The organism is Streptosporangium sp. NBC_01639 (assembly GCF_045209755.1).
Lineage (GTDB): Bacteria > Actinomycetota > Actinomycetes > Streptosporangiales > Streptosporangiaceae > Streptosporangium.
In genome coordinates, this window is sequence record NZ_CP109272.1 from 2288621 (window position 1) to 2306873 (window position 18253).

Annotated in this window: 18 protein-coding genes; 10 read left to right on the forward strand and 8 right to left on the reverse strand. The window is 71.2% G+C overall.

The genetic code is table 11. The features are described 5' to 3' along the window. Window positions 1-83: 83 nt before the first annotated feature. The 4 genes from OHA77_RS10235 (at window position 84) to OHA77_RS10250 (ending at window position 5175) form a co-directional block, all read left to right on the forward strand. Window positions 84-1541, forward strand: coding sequence for an FAD-linked oxidase C-terminal domain-containing protein (locus tag OHA77_RS10235; protein WP_406317672.1), 1458 nt, complete (start codon window positions 84-86; stop codon window positions 1539-1541). Further along, the gene (locus OHA77_RS10240; protein ID WP_406317673.1) at window positions 1541-2860 is read left to right on the forward strand and encodes an FAD-binding oxidoreductase; all 1320 of its coding nucleotides are present in this window, start codon (window positions 1541-1543) and stop codon (window positions 2858-2860) included. Before OHA77_RS10235 ends, OHA77_RS10240 begins: the two co-directional genes overlap by 1 nt. Continuing rightward, window positions 2861-4099, forward strand: a complete 1239-nt coding sequence (locus OHA77_RS10245; RefSeq protein WP_406317674.1) for a (Fe-S)-binding protein — start codon at window positions 2861-2863, stop codon at window positions 4097-4099. Window positions 4100-4326: 227 nt separating this feature from the next. Continuing rightward, entirely contained in the window at window positions 4327-5175 is an 849-nt protein-coding gene (locus OHA77_RS10250) for an IclR family transcriptional regulator (protein ID WP_326820866.1), read from the forward strand. A gap of 70 nt (window positions 5176-5245) precedes the next feature. Here OHA77_RS10250 and OHA77_RS10255 read toward each other — a convergent pair whose 3' ends face one another. Next, the gene (locus OHA77_RS10255; protein WP_326820865.1) at window positions 5246-6175 is read right to left on the reverse strand and encodes an SPFH domain-containing protein; all 930 of its coding nucleotides are present in this window, start codon (window positions 6173-6175) and stop codon (window positions 5246-5248) included. A gap of 258 nt (window positions 6176-6433) precedes the next feature. Between OHA77_RS10255 and OHA77_RS10260 the strand changes: the two genes are divergently transcribed. After that, window positions 6434-7366, forward strand: coding sequence for a pirin family protein (locus OHA77_RS10260; RefSeq protein ID WP_406317675.1), 933 nt, complete (start codon window positions 6434-6436; stop codon window positions 7364-7366). A 76-nt stretch (window positions 7367-7442) separates the two neighbouring features. On the opposite strand, the gene OHA77_RS10265 is transcribed toward OHA77_RS10260, so the two are convergent. Next, complete coding sequence (locus OHA77_RS10265) at window positions 7443-7934, reverse strand: hypothetical protein (RefSeq protein ID WP_406317677.1); 492 nt, start codon at window positions 7932-7934, stop codon at window positions 7443-7445. Window positions 7935-8027: 93 nt separating this feature from the next. Between OHA77_RS10265 and OHA77_RS10270 the strand changes: the two genes are divergently transcribed. Genes OHA77_RS10270 through OHA77_RS10280 form a run of 3 tightly spaced genes read left to right on the forward strand, consistent with a single transcriptional unit; the run spans window position 8028 to window position 10374 of the window. Beyond that, entirely contained in the window at window positions 8028-8708 is a 681-nt protein-coding gene (locus tag OHA77_RS10270) for a response regulator transcription factor (protein WP_326820862.1), read from the forward strand. Next, on the forward strand, window positions 8705-9958 hold the full coding sequence (locus tag OHA77_RS10275; RefSeq protein ID WP_406317678.1) for an ATP-binding protein: 1254 nt from the start codon (window positions 8705-8707) through the stop codon (window positions 9956-9958). Before OHA77_RS10270 ends, OHA77_RS10275 begins: the two co-directional genes overlap by 4 nt. A 35-nt stretch (window positions 9959-9993) precedes the next feature. Beyond that, window positions 9994-10374: a PepSY domain-containing protein gene (locus OHA77_RS10280; RefSeq protein WP_406317679.1), complete on the forward strand. Its 381-nt coding sequence runs from the start codon at window positions 9994-9996 to the stop codon at window positions 10372-10374. Here the strand turns inward: OHA77_RS10280 and OHA77_RS10285 are convergent, their stop codons facing one another. The 5 genes from OHA77_RS10285 to miaA all read right to left on the reverse strand — a co-directional run bounded on the left by OHA77_RS10285 (window position 10375) and on the right by miaA (window position 16124). Then, on the reverse strand, window positions 10375-11064 hold the full coding sequence (locus OHA77_RS10285) for an HNH endonuclease family protein (RefSeq protein ID WP_406317680.1): 690 nt from the start codon (window positions 11062-11064) through the stop codon (window positions 10375-10377). A 64-nt stretch (window positions 11065-11128) separates the two neighbouring features. Continuing rightward, the gene (locus tag OHA77_RS10290) at window positions 11129-11887 is read right to left on the reverse strand and encodes an SDR family NAD(P)-dependent oxidoreductase (protein WP_406317681.1); all 759 of its coding nucleotides are present in this window, start codon (window positions 11885-11887) and stop codon (window positions 11129-11131) included. Window positions 11888-12027: 140 nt separating this feature from the next. After that, complete coding sequence (locus OHA77_RS10295; protein WP_406317682.1) at window positions 12028-14304, reverse strand: tetratricopeptide repeat protein; 2277 nt, start codon at window positions 14302-14304, stop codon at window positions 12028-12030. Between the two features lie 59 nt (window positions 14305-14363). Continuing rightward, window positions 14364-15170: a diaminopimelate epimerase gene (gene dapF, locus OHA77_RS10300; RefSeq protein WP_406317683.1), complete on the reverse strand. Its 807-nt coding sequence runs from the start codon at window positions 15168-15170 to the stop codon at window positions 14364-14366. Window positions 15171-15218: 48 nt separating this feature from the next. After that, window positions 15219-16124: a tRNA (adenosine(37)-N6)-dimethylallyltransferase MiaA gene (gene miaA, locus OHA77_RS10305; protein ID WP_326820855.1), complete on the reverse strand. Its 906-nt coding sequence runs from the start codon at window positions 16122-16124 to the stop codon at window positions 15219-15221. Between the two features lie 218 nt (window positions 16125-16342). On the opposite strand from miaA, the gene OHA77_RS10310 reads away from it, so the two are divergent. Continuing rightward, a complete protein-coding gene (locus OHA77_RS10310; RefSeq protein WP_406317684.1) occupies window positions 16343-16663 on the forward strand; it encodes an antitoxin in 321 nt (106 codons plus the stop codon). A gap of 61 nt (window positions 16664-16724) precedes the next feature. Here OHA77_RS10310 and OHA77_RS10315 read toward each other — a convergent pair whose 3' ends face one another. Further along, window positions 16725-17243: a methylated-DNA--[protein]-cysteine S-methyltransferase gene (locus tag OHA77_RS10315; RefSeq protein ID WP_406317685.1), complete on the reverse strand. Its 519-nt coding sequence runs from the start codon at window positions 17241-17243 to the stop codon at window positions 16725-16727. A gap of 19 nt (window positions 17244-17262) precedes the next feature. Here OHA77_RS10315 and OHA77_RS10320 point away from each other — a divergent pair, with 19 nt between their 5' ends. Continuing rightward, complete coding sequence (locus tag OHA77_RS10320) at window positions 17263-18186, forward strand: ribonuclease Z (protein WP_406319811.1); 924 nt, start codon at window positions 17263-17265, stop codon at window positions 18184-18186. Window positions 18187-18253 lie beyond the last annotated feature (67 nt).

Consider the following 18253-nt stretch of genomic DNA (forward strand, 5'->3'; position numbering starts at 1 on the left):
GGGAGGGGTGACGTCCCCGATCGGCCGGCTGGTCGGGGAGGTGAGCACGCCGCCGAGCTCCCGCGCAGGTGGGAGGAGGAGTGATGGGGACGAGGACACTCGACGAGCTGGCCCGGCATTTCCGGGGACTGCTCGGCGACACAGCGGTGATCACCGATCCGGTACGGCTGCGCACCTACGAGTGCGACGGGCTGACCCATCATCGGGCCACTCCCGGCGTCGTGGTGCTGCCGGAGACCGCCGAGCAGATCGCGGCCGTGGTCGGTGTCTGCAACACCTACGACGTGCCGTTCGTGGCCAGGGGCGCGGGGACGGGACTGTCCGGCGGAGCGCTGCCGCGGACCGACGGAGTGCTGATCGTCACCTCCAGGATGCGGCGGATCCTCTCCGTCGACGTGGCGAACCGGCGTGCCGTGGTGGAGCCCGGGGTCACCAATCTGGCGATCACCGAAGCGGTGCGCGACCTGGGCTACTACTACGCCCCCGACCCCTCCAGCCAGCAGGTCTGCACGATCGGCGGCAACGTGGCGGAGAACTCGGGCGGCGCGCACTGCCTGAAGTACGGCTTCACGGTCAACCACGTGCTCGCCCTGGAGATCGTCACCCCCGACGGCGACATCGTCGAACTGTCGGACACCGATCCCGGATACGACCTGCTGGGCGCGTTCGTCGGCTCGGAGGGCACGCTCGGCGTCGCCACCAAGATCACCGTACGGTTGACCCGGGCGCCGGAGACCGTGACGACCCTGCTCGCGGCGTTCGACGGCATCGAGCAGGGCGGTCAGGCGGTGTCGGCGATCATCGGCGGCGGCATCGTGCCCGCCGCGATCGAGATGATGGACGCCCTGGCGATCGAGGCGGCCGAGGCCGCCGTGGCCTGTGCCTACCCCGAGGGGGCGGGGGCGGTGCTCATCGTGGAGCTGGACGGCCCGGACGCGGAGGTGACCCACCAGTTCGAGGCGGTGACGCGGATCTGCCGGGAGAACGGCGCGTTCGAACTGCGGGTCGCCGCCGACCCGGCCGAGCGCGCGGCCATCTGGAAGGGCCGTAAGTCGGCCTTCGCCGCGGTGGGCCGGATCAGCCCTGCCTACATCGTGCAGGACGGGGTCGTCCCCAGGACGGCGCTACCCGAGGTGCTGGGCCGGATCGACCTGCTGTCGAAGGAGTACGGCATCCGGGTGGCCAACGTCTTCCACGCCGGGGACGGCAACCTGCATCCGCTGGTGCTGTTCGACGACGCGGAGGCCGGCGCGGGCGAGCGGGCGGAGCTGGTCTCGGGGAAGATCCTCGACCTCTGTATCGAGCATGGCGGGTCCATCACCGGTGAGCACGGCGTAGGCGTCGACAAATCCCGATATATGTCGAGAATGTTCTCCGACAAGGATCTCGACACCATGCAACTGGTGCGCTGCGCCTTCGACCCCCGCGGCCTGTCGAACCCGGGCAAGATCTTCCCCACCCCGCGCCTGTGCGGTGAGGTCCCGGGAGTGCGCAGAGGTGTGCACCCGCTGGTCGAGTCAGGGCAGGCGGAACAGTTCTGATGGACGCGCTGTACGAAATGGGCGGAGCGTTTCCGACGGACGCGCTGCGCGAGACGGGCGTGACGGTCCGGGAGGCGGGCCCCGATGACGACGTGGCCGGAGTCATGCCCCGCTGGGTGGCGCTGCCGGAGACGACCGACGAGGTCGCCGCGCTGATGCGGGTCTCGGCCGGACACGATCTCGCCGTGACCCCGGTCGGCGGCGGTACGAAGCTGCACTGGGGCAACCCGCCGGAGCGCTGTGACCTGCTGATCGACACCTGCTGTCTGAACCAGGTGCTGGAACACGCCGCCGGCGACCTGGTCGTCCGTGTCCAGGCGGGCGTCACCATGGACGCCCTCGCCGAGACCCTCGCCGCCGAGGGCCAGCAACTCTCCCTCGACGTCCCCGTCGACGGCGCCACCGTCGGCGGCACGCTCGCCACCGCGGTCGCCGGCCCCCGCAGGTTCCGGTACGGCACGGCCCGCGACCTGTTGATCGGCATCACGGTCGTGCTGGCGGACGGCACGACCGCCAGGTCAGGCGGCAAGGTCGTCAAGAACGTCGCGGGCTACGACCTCGGCAAGCTGTTCACCGGCTCCTACGGCACGCTCGGCGTCATCACCGAGGCCACCTTCCGCCTCCACCCCGTCCCGGACGACCGCCGCTGGATCAGCGTCGCACCACCCGAGGCCGGAGCCGCCGGGCGGACGGACCTCATGCCGGGTCCGGACACACCCGCCGCCGCGCGGACGAACGTCCCGCCGGGCCTCGGCGCGCTCGTCGCCGGGCTCGCGGCGTCCCAGGTCGAGCCGAGCGCGATCGAGGTCGACTGGCCCGACGCCCGGATCGGGCCCATGGTGTCCGTCCTGGTCGAGGGGACGGCGGCCGGGACCCGGGCAGGGGCCGTACAGACACTGATGGAGGAGTACGGGACGGCGAGGACCACGACGGGGCCTCCCGGCTGGTGGGGGGTCCCTCCCGGCCAGGACGTGCTGCTGGAGTTGCGCGTCCCGCCGTCCCGCATGGGCGGCGCGCTGCGGGCGGTGGCGGCCGCGGGACTGCCCGCGCACGTGCGCGGGTCGGTCGCGGTCGCGGTCCTGCAGATCGCGTTGCCCGCGGCCCTGAGCGGAGCGGCCCTCACCGAGTATGTTTCCCGTCTCCGTGACGACCTCGGCGACCTGGGCGGCAGGCTGACCGTGCTCGCCGCTCCGCAGGAGCTCACCGGCCGGCTCGACCGCTGGGGTCCGGTCGGCGCGCTGCCGCTGATGCGGCGGGTCAAGGAACGGTTCGACCCCGGCAGGAGGATGTCTCCTGGCCGGTCTGTGGGAGGGATCTGAATGGACCCCGAGCTGATCAATGACTGCGTGCACTGCGGTTTCTGCCTGCCGACGTGCCCGACGTACGTCCTGTGGGGCGAGGAGATGGACTCCCCACGCGGCCGGATCCATCTGATGAAGCAGCATGTCGAGGGCACTGCGCTGACTCCGGAGATGGCCGGGCACTTCGACGCGTGCCTGGGATGCATGGCCTGCGTGACGGCCTGTCCCTCCGGGGTCCGCTACGACCGGCTGATCGAGCAGACCCGGGCCGAGGTGGAGCGGAAACACGTGAGGGAGCCGGACGACCGGGCGTTGCGGGCCGTGGTCTTCCAGCTCTTCCCCTATCCCCGGCGGTTGCGGGCGATGCGGCTGCCGTTGCGGCTCAGCGGTGGGCTGCGCCGGAGGATCGCACCGAGGTTGGAGCGGATCAACCCGTCGATGGCGGCGATGGCCGACCTCGCTCCCCCGGTCTCGGCGCGGGTGCGGCTGCCGCACCGGGTTGCCGCGAGAGGCAGGCACCGGGCCACCGTCGGGATGCTCACCGGGTGTGTGCAGGGCGAGTTCTTCCCGCAGGTCAACGCCGCCACCGCCCGGGTGCTCGCGATGGAGGGGTGCGAGGTGGTGATCCCGCCCTCGCAGGGCTGCTGCGGCGCGCTCTCGCTGCACTCCGGGCAGCAGGGGCAGGCCGAGCGGTTCGCCCGGCGGACGATCGCCACCTTCGAGCGGGCGGGCGTGGACACGGTGGTGGTCAACGCGGCGGGGTGCGGATCGACCATGAAGGAGTACGCGGAGATCCTCGAGGGCGAGTGGGCCGACCGGGCACGGGCGATCAGGACCGTCGACCTGGCGGAGTATCTCGCCGAACTCGGCCCGGCGGCCGTTCGGCATCCGCTGCCGCTCACGGTGGCCTACCACGACGCCTGCCACCTGGCCCATGCGCAGGGGATCCGGTCCCAGCCCCGTCACCTGCTCGCCGCCATCCCCGAGCTGGAGGTGAGAGAGATCGCCGAGTCGGCCATCTGCTGCGGTTCCGCGGGAACCTACAACCTGTTCCAGCCCGAGGCCGCCCGCGAACTCGGGGACCGAAAGGCGGAACGGGTGCTGGCCACCGGTGCCGACCTCCTGGTCTCGGCCAACCCCGGCTGCACCATGCAGATCACCTCGGCCATCCGCCGCCGGGGCGCCGAGGCGCTCCCCGTCGCGCACCTCGCCCAGGTTCTGGACGCCTCCCTGCGGGGCCTGCGGAGGGTCGCATGAGCGAGCACAACGGTCAGTGCGGGGTGTCCGCGAATGCGGACTCCGAGCCGCCAGGCGAGGGGGTCGCATGAGCGAGCGCAGCGAGCGAACCAAACAGCACAGGGTGTCCGCGAATGCGGACTCCGAGCCGCCAGGCGAGGGGGTCGCATGAGCGAGCACAGCGAGCGAACCAAACAGCACAGGGTGTCCGCGAATGCGGACTCCGAGCCGCCAGGCGAGGGGGTCGTATGAGTGGGGTCCAGTCGGTCGACCGGGCGCTGGACGTACTGGAGGCGCTGGCCGAACGGGGCGGTGAGGCCGGACTCTCGGAGATCGCGGCCAGGACCGGCCTGCCGTACGGGACGATCCACCGGCTGCTGCGCGCCCTGCTCGACCGGGGGTACGTCCGCCAGGAGTCCGACCGCCGTTACGCGCTGGGCGGCGCGCTGGTACGGCTCGGCGGGGTCGCCGAGCGGATGGTCGGCACCTGGGCGCAGCCGTACCTGACGCGGATGGTGGAGCTGTCCGGTGAGACGGCCAATCTGGCGGTGTTGGAGGGCGACTTCGTGATTTATGTCGCCCAGGTGCCCTCGCCCCGGCGGCTGCGGATGTTCGCCGAGGTCGGCAGGCGGGTGCTGCCGCACAGCACCGCGGTGGGGAAGGTGCTGATGGCCGACCGGGCGGACGCGGAGGTGTCCTCGCTGGTGATGCGGACCGGCATGCCCCGGCGGACCGAGAACACGATCACCGACCTGCCCGCCATGCTCACCGAACTTGAGCGGGTGCGGATGCGGGGATATGCGATGGACCTGGGCGAGGAGGAGTTCGGCGTGCACTGCCTGGCCGTAGGGGTGCACGACGGGGCGCGGATGGTCGCCGCAATGTCGGTGTCCGGCCCGGCCGAACGGATCGACGCGCTCGACCGGGAGAAGCTCGCCGACGGCATGCGGAGGATCGCGCGTGACTTCGGAGCCGAACTGGGCCCCAGCCCTGCCGGTCTGGTGAACGGGAGTGTGCGGGACCGGCCGCCGGCGCCCCCCGTCCGGTCGTGGGACGGGCCGGACGGGGATCCCGTACGGCCCTCCTCGGATGGGTGACGCCGGCCGTACGGCTAGCGGTTCGGGGCCTGCGGAGTGACGTTTCGGATGGGTGACGCCGGCCGTACGGCTAGCGGGTCGGGGACTGCGGGGTGATGTTGAGGTTGCTGCCCTGAGGCACCGGGACCACCGAGACCTGGCCCTTCTGGATGGCCTGCCAGAGCACGGCGCCCTGCGGACCGAGGACCTTGACGAGGTCCTTGATGGACTCGATCTCGGTGCGGACCTTGGCGTTGCGCTGGGCCTGGGCCACGTTCTCGGCCTTCGCGGCCTGCTCGGAGGCGAGGGCGCTCACCAGCTCATCCGGCGGCTCGGGCTTCTGGATGGTCAGGGAGATGTCGCCGCACTCACCGCTGCCGGTGTAGTTCTGGTTGCAGAAATAGTCGGCCCCGGCCGTCTCCTTGATGAACTGCCGGGCGAGCACTCCGACCCGCGTCTCCCACTCCTGCTTCACCTTCGGGTCGTTGAACAGCCCCCGCCACTCGAACTCCTGCGACGCGGCGTCCATGGCCCGGTCCAGCGGCAGCCGCATGTAGGTGTTGAGCATCCGCCGCCATCCCGCGGACTCACCGTCCTCGTAGTAGGCGCGGAACTTCAGCCCGATCTTCTCGTGGAAGTACTGGAGCGTCTTGCAGTCGGTGTTCAGCGTGAACGTCGCCACCCCGGACACCGTCATCTCGACGTTGTCCTTCGACACGACGGACAACGGCTTGGACTCGGCGTCCTCGACCCCGGAGAAGTCGAAGGTCCGCTGGCCGAACGGATAGGAGTAGGACGTGTCACCGGGACCGAGGATCGTGGCACCGCTGGAGGGGTTGATGCACCTCTCGAACTTGATGGCCTCGAAGGTGCCTCCCGCGTAGTGCAGGACCATCTCGTCGGGCTGGGTGCTGACCCGGGAGCAGCCGCTGAGCACCAAACCGAGCACCACCACCGCGGCGACCGCCAGCAGGAACCACCTCACCAGCGGCCGTCTCGCGCCGGCCTTCTGTGCGTTCATCTTTTCTCCTTTACTCCCTCTTTATAGAGGGCGGATCCTAGTACCGCACGCCCACCGGGCTCGGCGCAGGAAAAGTCCGTCCATACCCTGACGGCTGGGGAGGATCGGTGCCTCCGATCCACGGTGCGCGACGCGAGTGGAGCGAGGGCGTGCCCCGGTCGAGGGCGTGCCCGGAGCCGCGCGGCCCGGCCGGAGGGCGGCGTGGGGTGCCGCCCTCCGGCCGGCCGGGCGTGTCCGCGCGCACCGTAAGGTCAGGGGGTGAGCAACCTGGAGACAGCCCCGCAGGAGACCCTGTGCGCCGCCGCACCCGCCCCCGGACCGGTCGTCGAGCGGCTGACCGGGCACGCGGTGGCGCTGGGCGGGCCGCGGGCGATGACGGTCACGCGCACGCTGCCCAACCGGGAGCGGCGGATGGTCGGCGCATGGTGTTTCATCGACGACTACGGCCCCGAGGCGGCCGCCATGCGGGTGCCGCCGCACCCGCACACCGGGCTGCAGACGGTCACCTGGCTGCTCTCGGGGGAAGTGCTGCACCGCGACAGCGTCGGAAGCCGGCAGGAGGTACGGCCGGGCCAGCTCAACCTGATGACGGCCGGGCGTGGCATCTCCCACGCGGAGGAGTCGGCCGAGGCACTGCTGCACGGAGTGCAGCTCTGGGTGGCCCTGCCGGACGGTGACCGGCAGGTGGCCCCGCACTTCGAGCACCACGCCGACCTGCCGGTCCTGACCGAAGGGGACGCTCGGGTCACCGTGATCACGGGCTCGCTGGGCGGTGTCACCTCGCCGGCCCGCGCCTACACGCCGCTGCTCGGCGCCGAGGTCACGATCTCCGGTGACGCCGTCCTGCCGCTGGAACCCGGTTTCGAGCATGCGGCCCTCCTGCTGTCCGGCGATGTCGAGGTGGCCGGTGCCCGGCTGGACCGCGGGACGCTGCTGTATCTCGGCTCGGGACGGCCGGATCTCCGGTTGGCCGGGCAGGGACGCCTGCTGCTGCTCGGCGGCGAGCCGTTCGAGGAGGAGATCGTGATGTGGTGGAACTTCATCGGCCGCGACCATGACGAGATCGTCGCCTTCCGGCAGGAGTGGGCGGAGGGCGGGGCTTTCGGCACCGTCCGCGGCGCAGGAGACGCCCCGCTGCCGGCCCCCGCCCTCCCGACGACCCGGCTGAAGCCCCGAGGCCGCGTCCGCTGACCCTGTCGCCTCCCGTCGTCACGCGGTCCCGCAGGCTGGGAATCCCCGCCCTTCGGGGAGGGGGATGTCAATGCTGTCAGTCGTCGACCGTGTGGATCGGGGAGCCGGACGGCGAGCAGCGCACCTCGACCTTGACCTTGGTCTCATCCGACTCGAACTCGACACGGGCGCGCTCGTCCGGCCCTCGGTCGACGCTCTTGACCTGGAAGCCCTCTCCGGGGCTCCAGGATCGCAGAGCCACCAGCCCCGCTTCGCACCAGGCGATCACGGTCCCGCCTTCGGTGCCGATCAACCGGCTCCGGTCCTCTGCGTCCTCTGCGTCCTCTGCGGCCTCTGCGGCCGGAGAGGCGGTGGGCGTGGACGCCGGACGGGGTGTGGACGTCGGGTGGCGCACCGCCGCCGGGGTGGTGCGGGCGAGCGCCTCACCGATCTCGGCGGAGGAGAGGGGGCGGTGCGCGGCGGACGTGAGCGGCTCGCCCAGAAGGTTGATCACCGCGACCCCCGCTCCGGTCGCTAGAGATCCGGTGATCAGCCATCCGGCCATGGCGAGAGGGAGGGGTCGGCGCACGCGTCCACTTTCGCACTCCGGACGCTAAGACCCGGTTAAGGCCTCGATAACGAACTTATGCCGCAGGTCTCCGCCGGGCTAACGTAGCGGCAAATGTCCAATGTGCTGCTCATCGAAGACGACGCCGCGATCCGCACCTCGCTGACCCGGGGCCTGCGTGACCGGGGCCACGCCGTGTCGTCCGCCTCCGCCGCCCTCGACGGTCTCCGGCTGGCGGTCGAGGAACGTCCCGACCTCGTCGTGCTCGACCTCGGCCTGCCCGATCTCGACGGGCTCGACCTGCTGCGCATGCTCCGCGCGGTGAGCCGGATCCCGGTGATCGTGGCGACGGCGAGGGACGGCGATGCGGAGATGGTCAGGCTGCTGGATGCGGGAGCCGACGACTACGTGGTCAAACCGTTCAGCGCCGCCCAGCTCGACGCCCGGATCCGGGCGGTGCTCCGGCGGACCGGCGAGAGCCGTGCCGACAGCTCGGTGACGGTCGGGGGTCTGCGGGTGGACCCGCGCACCCGGGAGGCCACCCTGGACGGCGCGGTGCTGGACCTCAGTCCCAAGGAGTTCGAGCTGCTCCACTACCTGGCCGCGCGGCCGGGTGAGGTGATCACCAAGCGTGAGCTGCTCACCCACGTCTGGCAGATCCCGTACGGCGGAGCGGACAAGACGGTGGACGTCCACCTCTCCTGGCTCCGCCGCAAGCTGGGTGAGACCTCCGCGGAACCCCGCTACCTGCAGACCGTGCGCGGTGTCGGGGTGCGACTGGCCGCTCCGGCATGAGGCGCTGGCTGGCCCTGCTGGTGGCGGCGACCACCTCCCTGGTCCTGATCGCCCTGCTGGTCCCGCTCGCGCTGCTGGTCCGTACGGTGGCCGAAAGCGGAGCGGTGAGCCGGGCGGGGAGCGAGGCCGACTCGGTCGCGGTGGCGGTGGGCACCGTCGGCACCGAGGCCCTGCGGCTCACCGCCGAGCGGGCGGCGCACCCGGTGACGGTCTTCCTCCCGGACGGCCGGATGATCGGTGCGCCCGCCCCGCGGTCCGCCGCCGTCGAGCTCGCCGCCCGGGGCCGCAGCGTCACCGCGGCGGTCCCCGGTGGACGGGAGATCCTGGTCGCGGTCCAGGGAGCGCCCGGCGGCACGGCCGTGGTCCGGGTCTACCTCGCCGACGCCGACCTGGCCCAAGGCGTGCCCCGGGTGTGGGCCGGACTGGCGGCTCTCGGCCTCGCCCTGATCGGGCTGGGGATCGGCGTCGCCGACCGGCTCGCCCGTGCGGTGATCCGGCCGGTCTCCTCGCTGGCCCGGGTGTCGCACCGGCTTGCCGCCGGCGACCTGTCCGCGAGGACCGTGCCGGACGGTCCCCCGGAGGTCCACGCGGTCGGACTCGCGCTGAACCATCTCGCCGAGCGCATCACCGGCCTGCTCGCCGAGGAGCGGGAGAACGCGGCCGATCTGTCCCACCGGCTGCGCACCCCGCTGACCGGGTTGCGGCTGGAGGCCGAGTCCCTGGGCGACCCCGAGGAGGCCGCCCGGATCGAGGCCCGGGTGGACGCCCTGGAACGGGCCGTCACCTCGGTGATCATCGAAGCCAGACGGCGGACGCAGGATCAGGACCGCTGTGACGCGGCGGCGGTGACCGAGGCCCGGGTCGCCTTCTGGTCGGTACTCGCCGAGGACCAGTCACGCCGTTTCACGCTCCAGCTGGCCTCCGGCCCGCTGCAGGTCAGGGTCGCCGCGGGTGATCTGGCGGCCTGTGTGGACGCGCTGCTCGGCAACGTCTTCGCGCACACTCCCGAGGGGGTCTCCTTCGCCGTACGGCTGGAGCCCGCCCGCGGCGGCGCACTGCTGACCGTGGCCGACTCCGGGCCCGGCTTCCCCACGCCCGCCCTGCTGGAGCGTGGGGAGAGCGGCGCCGGATCCACCGGGCTCGGTCTCGACATCGCCCGCCGTACGGCGGAGTCGTCGGGCGGTTCTCTCTCCCTGAGCGCCTCCGAGACGGGCGGCGCGAGCGTGACGCTCTTCTTAGCGGAGGCTTAGCGCGGCCCTATCTCGATCGCGGCGAAGCTGGAGCCATGAAACAGATCACCAGAATCACCGTCGCGTCCATCGGAACCGCCGCTCTCCTGGTCGGCGGGGGCGGTATCGCCCTCGCCGCGAGCCAGGCGGCGACCGCCACCACCACCACGACCGTGTCCGCCGCCGCCGTCGCCGCACCGGCCGCAGCGGGCATCTCCTCCAGCAGGGCCGTCCAGATCGCCAGGAAGCGCGTCCCCGGCGCACGCGTGACCGAGGTCGAGCGTGAGTGGGAGCACGGCCAGCGCGTCTGGAAGGTCGAACTGCGCAAGGGCGGCCGGGAGTACGAGGTCTACGTGTCGGCCAGGACCGGAAAGATCGTCAAGTACGAGCGCGAGCATGAGGACCGGCACGGGCACGGGCACGGTTCCGACGACTGATCAGCAGGAGTCGAGCACGGTCTGCATGGCGTCCTTCTCGGCGGACGTCACCCACAGGTCGTACTTGACCTTCACCTCGATCTGGCGTGAGACATAGGTGCACCGGTAGGCGCGGCGCGGCGGCAGCCAGGTCGCCGCGTCACCGGCGCCCTTCTGACCGTTCAGCGGGCCGTCGGTGGCCAGCAGGTTCAGTGGATCGTTGGCCAGTTCTTTGCGCCTGCTCTCCGGCAGTTGCTGGGCGCCCTTCTGCCACGCGTCGGCCAGGGCGACCACGTGGTCGATCTGCACCGCCGTGCTCGTCTTCTGACCGCGGGTGAACGAGATGGTCTTGCCGCTGTACGGATCGTCGAGGACCCCGGTCAGCACGATGCAGTCGTGGGTTCCCTGCTTGAAGGTCTCGTCCTTGAGATCGCGTTTGAGGATGTCGTTGCGGGTGTCGCAGCCGTTGTGGTCGACATCCGTCCAGGCGGGACCGAACTCGTCCCGGTCGAATCCGGTCATCGGGGCGCGCCCCTTGACCTCGAGTTTCTTGAGGTCCTTGAGCGCGGAGGCAGCGGACTGCCCCGTTCCGGCGGCCTGGTCGCCGCCGCCCTGACCTTCGAGGCCGCAACCGGCCAATGTGAACGCGACCGTCGCGACGACCGCACCTCTTACCAGCGCCGACTGCGCCATGCCACCTCTCACGTGCATTCATTACCCATGAAGTGGCAAATTACCCCATGTATCGAAAGGGATGGCGAAAGGAGACCGTGTTTCAGGTGACGAGAATTCCGCCGTCCACCGGGATCACGGCCCCGGTCACGTAGGACCCCGCGTCGGAGGCAAGGAAGATCGCCGCCGCGACGAGCTCGGCCGGATCGCCGGGGCGCCCCATCAGCACACGGTGCTCAAGCTGCCGCGCCAGGTATCCCTCGGCGTACTGCTCGGTCATCTCCGAGGCGAAGAAGCCGGGCTCGACGCAGTTGACCCGGATGCCGCGCCGGCCGGTCCACTGCTGGGCCAGGTCACGGGTGAGCCCGACGACCGCCGCCTTGGAGGAACTGTAGGCGGCCTGCGGCAGGTCCGCCGTCGTCTCCCCCAGGACACTGCCGACGTTGACGATGGAGGAGCCGGGCCGCATGACCCGGGCACAGGCCTGGGCCATCCAGTAGGTGCCGTACAGGTTGATCTCCACCACTTGCCGGAACTGCTCGGGAGTCTCCTTGAGCGCGGGCACCGCGGTACCGACACCGGCGTTGTTGATCAGAATGTCCACCGCGCCCAGCTCCGCGACCGCCGTCTCGACCAGCGACCGGCAGTCCTCCGGGCGGGCCACGTCGGTCACCGCGGCGACACATCGCCTGCCGGTCTCCTCGACCAAGGCGCGGGTCTCCTCAAGGCGTTCCTTGCGGCGCGCACCGATCACGATGTCCGCCCCCGCCTCGGCCAGGCCGCGCGCGAACGCGACGCCGAGCCCCGAGGACGCTCCGGTGACGATCGCGACCTTGCCGTCCAACCGGAATCGGTCCAGCATCCAGATCCTCCTCCTCGGCGCGGAACCCACCGCACAGAATGACAGAATGAGATTCTAGAGATGGAGAGCACACCGCCCATGAGGGGGTTCCCTCATGGGCGGTGCGATGCGTCCGGGACCTTCGGCCGCCGGAACCGTCCCTACAGGCCGTACTCCTTGGTGATGCGCTCGTGCCGCTCCACCTCGACGTCAACGGCCTTGGCCAGGTCGAGCCAGGCCAGCGGGTGCACCCAGCGCTCGGTGGCGTCGTCGAGCAGCGCGTCGACCTCGACCGGCGTGACATCCGGCGGGACCGCGATCCAGCCGAACACCCCCTGCAGCCGCTCGCCCGAGGTCGGGTGGCTCACGGTGTAGTTCTCGTCGCTGTAGACCCACATCGGCCAGCCGCGCTCGGCCAGGACCTCGTTGAACTCGGTCCAGTCGGCCTCGCTGGGAGCCGCCCCGTCGAAGAACCAGCTGGTGTAGCCACCTGGGCGGAGCATGCTCACCGCGGCGAACGGCGGGATGAAGTTCTCCTGCTCCTCCGCGCTCTCCGGGACCGGCTCCAGCAGCTGCGGGTCGAAGACGACCAGGTCACCGGCGTTGTAGTCCATACCAGGAGGCTGCGGGATGGCCAGCCGGGCGGTGGCGGGACCGGTCCGGAGACTGATGACCGCGCGCTGGCTGCCGTCGGGAGCGGGCAGGATGACGCGCACCAGGCCCATCTCCTCCTCGATCGGCCCCTCGGCCGACTGGAGCGGCATGCCGACCTTGGCGGCGCCCACCCGGACGGTCTCCCAGTCCTCGGCGGCCGTCGCCATGGTGATCATGCGCCAGACGTCCTCGGGCTCGGTGTCCTCGGCGTCGATGAGCCCGCGCAGGATCTGTGCGCCCTTGGCGTTGTCACCGTTCTGCTGGACGGCACTGGACCACAGGCGGCTCGCCTCGGCACCCGCACCGGCGTTGACCGCCGCCTCACCCTCTTCCGCGGCCTGCTCCCAGCGCTCCCGCGCACGGTGCAGACGGCCCAGGGCCAGGTGGCGCTGGGCGGCGGGGAGCCGCTCGGCCATCTGCTCCAGCCGCTCGTCCTGGCGGGCCTCGATCAGCAGACCGGTGAGATAGGAGACATCCTGCGGGTCGGCGGTCTCGATGTCGCCGGAGGCGACCAGCATGGTCCAGTAGATGTCGGCGCCCTTGGCGGGGAAACCGAGGAAGCCCAGCGTGGTGGTGTGCCGCCGGGTGGCCTCGAGGTCCTGTCCGGACAGCGGGGTCAGCCAGCCCACCCAGCGCTCGGGGTCGGCGTTGAAGCCGTCGGCGGCGTCGAAGTAGCCGACCAGCTCGGCCGTGGGGCCGGGGGCGGCCTGCGGGGTGACCGCGTCGGCTCCGGCGCGTAGTGCGGCGATCCGCTCGGCGATGTCACCGGGGTTCTTGAGCTCCCCGGCGGCGGACTCGGCGAGGTCGGCCAGCGACCGGGCCTGCCACACCCCCTGCCTGGCGACGGCCAGCTCACCGGCGATGAGCGCGAGCTCGACCCGGGCGCGGTAACCGCCCATCATGGCGAAGTAGTCGACCCACTGCTTGAGCACCCGGCCGAGCTGCCAGCTGTTGGTGATCTGCGCGGATCCGGCGAGCCTGCCGATGGCGTGCGCCCACTCGACCCAGTCGCGCGGGTGGTCGCCGACCACGTCAAGATCGGGAAGGGCGTCGACGGCCTCCTGCACCCGGTCCAGACTCGCGAGCACGAGCGCGCGCAGCACACCGTCACGGTGCTCCTTGGCCACCGGGTCGTCCGGCTTGAAGTCGGCTGCGGCGGTGAGCGCGGTGAGCGCGTCCTCCGCGCGTCCGGCGGCGAGGAGGGCACGGGCCGAGGCCGCCCCCAGCTCCCAGCTCGCCTCACGGCCGACGGCGCCCAGCTTCGCCACGGCGGACTCGGCGTGAGTGATCGCCTCGTCGACGCGGCCGGCGTCCACCAGGGCGGCGACGTACTGTTCGGCGACGGCGGAGAAGGCCAGTGACTCGGGCTCGACCCCGGTGGCGGACAGGGCCGCCAGCCGCTCGGCCGCGTAGCCGGGTCCGTCGGTGTTGACCTGGGCGACGACCAGCGCGATGACGGCGCCGGGGGCCGCCGGGCAGTCGCGGACGTCTTCGCGCCGGGCGAACTCGACCAACGTCTCCGCGTCGGCCATCGCGACCGCGCCCTGGGCGCGGTCGCCGACCCGGCCGATCAGGTGCCAGTAACGGGCGTAGAACTCAAGCCAGGGCAGCTCCAAGTTCTCCGCCTGCTGCGCGATGGCCGGCGCCAGCACGTCGAGCTGCGCGTAGCGGCCCTCCAGCGCCTGCCCGGGCACGTCACCGATCGCCATGGCCAGACCGGTGTGCCCGGCTTCGTGCAGTTGCCGCTGGGTGTCGCCGACCCAAGCCCAGATGTCCACGTCCATGGGACGTCAGTCTGCCAGGTCGGCGGGCATGCCCCAAACGACTTGGCTCATGCGAGCCGTTAGAGGGTGACTTCTCCCGATGCGACCAGGACGGCGGGACCCGCCAGGTGGCTGGTGCGCTCGTCGAGCGTGACGGTGAGGCTGCCGCCCAGCACATCCACGGCCCAGGTGCCGGTGGTCTCTCCCGCCAGCTCCGCGGCCGCCACCGCGGAGGCGACCGCGCCGGTGCCGCAGGACCGCGTCTCCCCCGAGCCCCGCTCGAAGACCCGCATCACGACCCGGCGCGGACCGACCGGGTTGAACAGTTCGATGTTCACCCCGCTGGGGAACACCTCGGGGTCGAAGACGGGCTGGTAGCCCAGGTCGAGCTGGACCACCGGGTCACCGATGACGCAGGCCAGGTGCGGGTTTCCCATGTCGATGCGGAGGCCTTCGTACTCCTGGCCGGCCACGACCGTACGGCTGCGGCCCAGTATCCTGGGGCGTCCCATGTCCACGCTCACGTCGCCGCTCTCCATCAGGCGGACGCGCTTGACCCCGCCCCGGGTCGCCACCCCGAACTCGCCCGCATCGACCAGCCCCGCCTCGACCAGGTAACGGGCGAAGACCCGTATCCCGTTGCCGCACATCTCGGCCATGCCGCCGTCGGCGTTGCGGTAGTCCATGAACCACTCGGCCTCTCCCGCCTGGTCGGCCACCTCCGGGCTGAGCTTCGTCCGCATCACATGCAGCACTCCGTCGGCGCCGAGCCCGACCCGCCGGTCGCACACCGCGGCCACCAGCGTGGCGGGCAGGTCCAGCTCACCGTCGGGGTCGGGCAGAATGATGAAGTCGTTCTCGGTTCCGTGTCCCTTTACGAATCGCATATCCCGACTCTAGCCGCGCCGGTCGGGACCCCTCGCCCGGCGTCGTGATCAGCGGCGCACCCTCGCGAGCGCCCGGTCGAGGAGGTCGGGGGCCTGCTGAGGGAGCCAGACCACCCGGGGGTCTCGACGGAACCACGACTCCTGGCGGCGGACGAACCGGCGCGTCGCGCGGACCGTCTCGTCCATCGCCTGCCGTTCGGTCCACTCCCCGTCGAGGAACCTCAGCACCTGGGCGTAGCCGAGTGCCCGGCTGGCCGTACGGCCTGCGGCGAGTCCTCTCGCGGCGAGCTCCCGGACCTCGTCCACCAGTCCGGCCTCCCACATGCGTTCCACCCGTGTGGCGACCCTGTCGTCCAAAACCTCCCTCGGCACCTCCACACCGATCTGCACGCTGTCGTAGACCGCGTCGTAGGACGGCATCGTCGCCGAGAACGGCCGCCCGGAGAACTCGACGACCTCCAGCGCGCGGACGATCCTGCGGCCGTTGCCGGGCAGGATCACCTCGGCGGCCCTGGGGTCGCACTCGCGGAGGCGTTCGTACAGCGGTGCCGGGCCCGTACGCTCAAGCTCCGCCTCCAGCCGGGCACGGATCTCCGGATCGGTGCCGGGAAACTCCAGGTCGTCGAGGGCCGCACGCACGTAGAGCCCGGAGCCGCCCACCAGGATCGGCACGACCTCCCTGGCCCGCAGGTCGTCGATCAGCGGCCGGACCAGCGCCTGGTATTCGGCCACGCTCGCTGTCCTGGTCACGTCCCAGATGTCGAGCAGGTGATGGGGAACCCCGCGGCGCTCGGCCACGGACAGCTTCGCCGTTCCGATGTCCATCCCCCGGTAGAGCTGCATGGAGTCGGTGTTGACGACCTCACCTCCCAGCCGGAGGGCGAGGTCCACTGCGAGATCGGACTTTCCGGCCGCCGTGGGCCCGACGACGGCGATGACTGGTAGTTGACGCACGGAACAAGTGTGTCAACTACCCGGGGGTGCGGGGGAACGGCGATCTCCCGCACCGGACGGCCCGCCGGCCGGAGCACGCGGGGACGCCAGGGCGAGACCCTCTTTTGAGGCGAATTTTTGTTTCCGCAGACTATAAAACGGACACGCGCCCCTAAGAAGGACGGAGATGGTTCTTCTTGCCCCTACGGAATGCATGATGGTGATCGGGGGATCCACCTATGTCGCTATTCGACAAGGTCAAGAGCATGCTCGGCGAGCACGGCGACAAAGCCGAGCAACTCGCCAACCAGGGCATCGACAAGGCAGCGCAGCTGGCCAAGGAGAAGACGGGCGGCAAATACGACCAGCAGATCGACAGTGCCGCCGAGATGGCCAGAAAGCAGGCGGACACGCTGGACGGCAAGATCGACAGACCCCAGACGCCCGACGGGCCCGGCACGTCCCAGGCCCCTGGCGGAACGACTCCGCCGGAAGGCACCGACGAGACCCGGCCGCCGCAGCGACCCGAGGGAACCGGCACGCCTCCGTACCCCGGCTAGGCCGGTGTGATCCGACGCGGACCGCCCGGGCCCGGCCCGGGCGGTTTCCGTGCTGCCGCGCTCAGTCCCAGTCCAGCGTCGGCTGCAGGTATCCCTCCATGGTCAGCAGCCACCGCTTGGACTCCACGCCCTCTCCCCCGCTGAACCCGCCCAGGCCGTTCCCGGCGACCACCCGGTGGCAGGGGACGATGACGGGGAGGGGGTTGGCGCCCATGATCGATCCGATCGCCCGCGCGGGGACACCCGTCCCGCTCCGCGCGGCCAGCTCGCCGTAGGTCACGGCCTGGCCGTACTTCACCGTCTCGTACAGCGTGCCGAGCACCCTGCGCTGCGTGGGAGAGGTCAGCCTCCAGTCCACCGGAACACCGAAGGTCCGCAGCCTGCCCGCGTAGTATTCGGCGAGCTCACCGAGCGCCACCGCCGTCCGGCCGGGCTCGTCCACCTCGACCAGCCCGTGCCCCGCGAGGACACGGGCTCTGAGCCCCTCCGGCCGGGCGTTCCAGCCGACGGCCGCGACACCGTCCTCCGTGACGGCGACCGTCATGTCCCCCAGCGGTGTCGGGACGCTCCCGAACGCCACGGTTCCTACCATGTCGACTGTGTCCCTTCGCGAACTCGTCGTCCTCGGCACCTCAAGCGCGGTGCCCACCCGCCACCGTAACCACAACGGATATCTCCTGCGATGGGACGGTCAGGGCTTCCTGTTCGACCCCGGCGAGGGCACCCAGCGGCAGATGATCCGGGCGGGCGTGGGCTCCCACGACATCACCTGGATCTGCGTCACCCACTTCCACGGCGACCACTGCCTGGGTGTTCCCGGAATCGTCCAGCGCATCGCCAGGGACGGCGTCACCCACGAGGTCCGGGCGGCCTACCCCGCCGCCGGTGAGACCTACTGGCGCCGCCTGCGCCACGCCAGTGCCTTCGCCGACACCTCGGTGATCGTCGAACGTCCCGTCTCCGGACCGGTCGCCACCTTCGACGCGGGCCCGGTGGCCCTCACCGCACGACCGCTCTCCCACCCCGTCGAGTCCTACGGCTACCGCCTCGACGAGCCGGACGGCCGCCGCATGGTCCCCTCCCTCCTCGCCGAGCGGGGCATCCGGGGCCCGTCGGTCGGCGAGCTGCAGCGCACCGGCACGGTGACCGCTCCCGACGGAACAACGGTCCGGCTGGAGGAGTGCAGCGAACCCCGCCCCGGCCAGAGCGCGGCGTTCGTCATGGACACCCGGCTGTGCGACGGGGTTTTCGCCCTGGCCGCGGGCGTGGACCTGCTGGTGATCGAATCGACCTTCCTGTCCTCGGAGGCCGCGCTGGCCAAGGAGTACGGTCACCTGACCGCGTTCGACTGCGGCCGGGTCGCCGCCGAGTGCGGGGTGCGGCGGCTGGTGCTGACGCATTTCTCCGAGAGGTACGGCCCGGCGGACGAACCGTCGTTCCTGGAGGAGGTCCGTCGCAGCTTCGACGGTGAAGTGGTGCCGGCCAAGGACCTGATGCGGGTGCCGGTCCCCAGGCGCGGCTGACCACCGTACGAGGTCAGCGGATCGGGGCCAGGCGCCGTACCGCCTGTCCTGAGCCTCCGACGCTGCC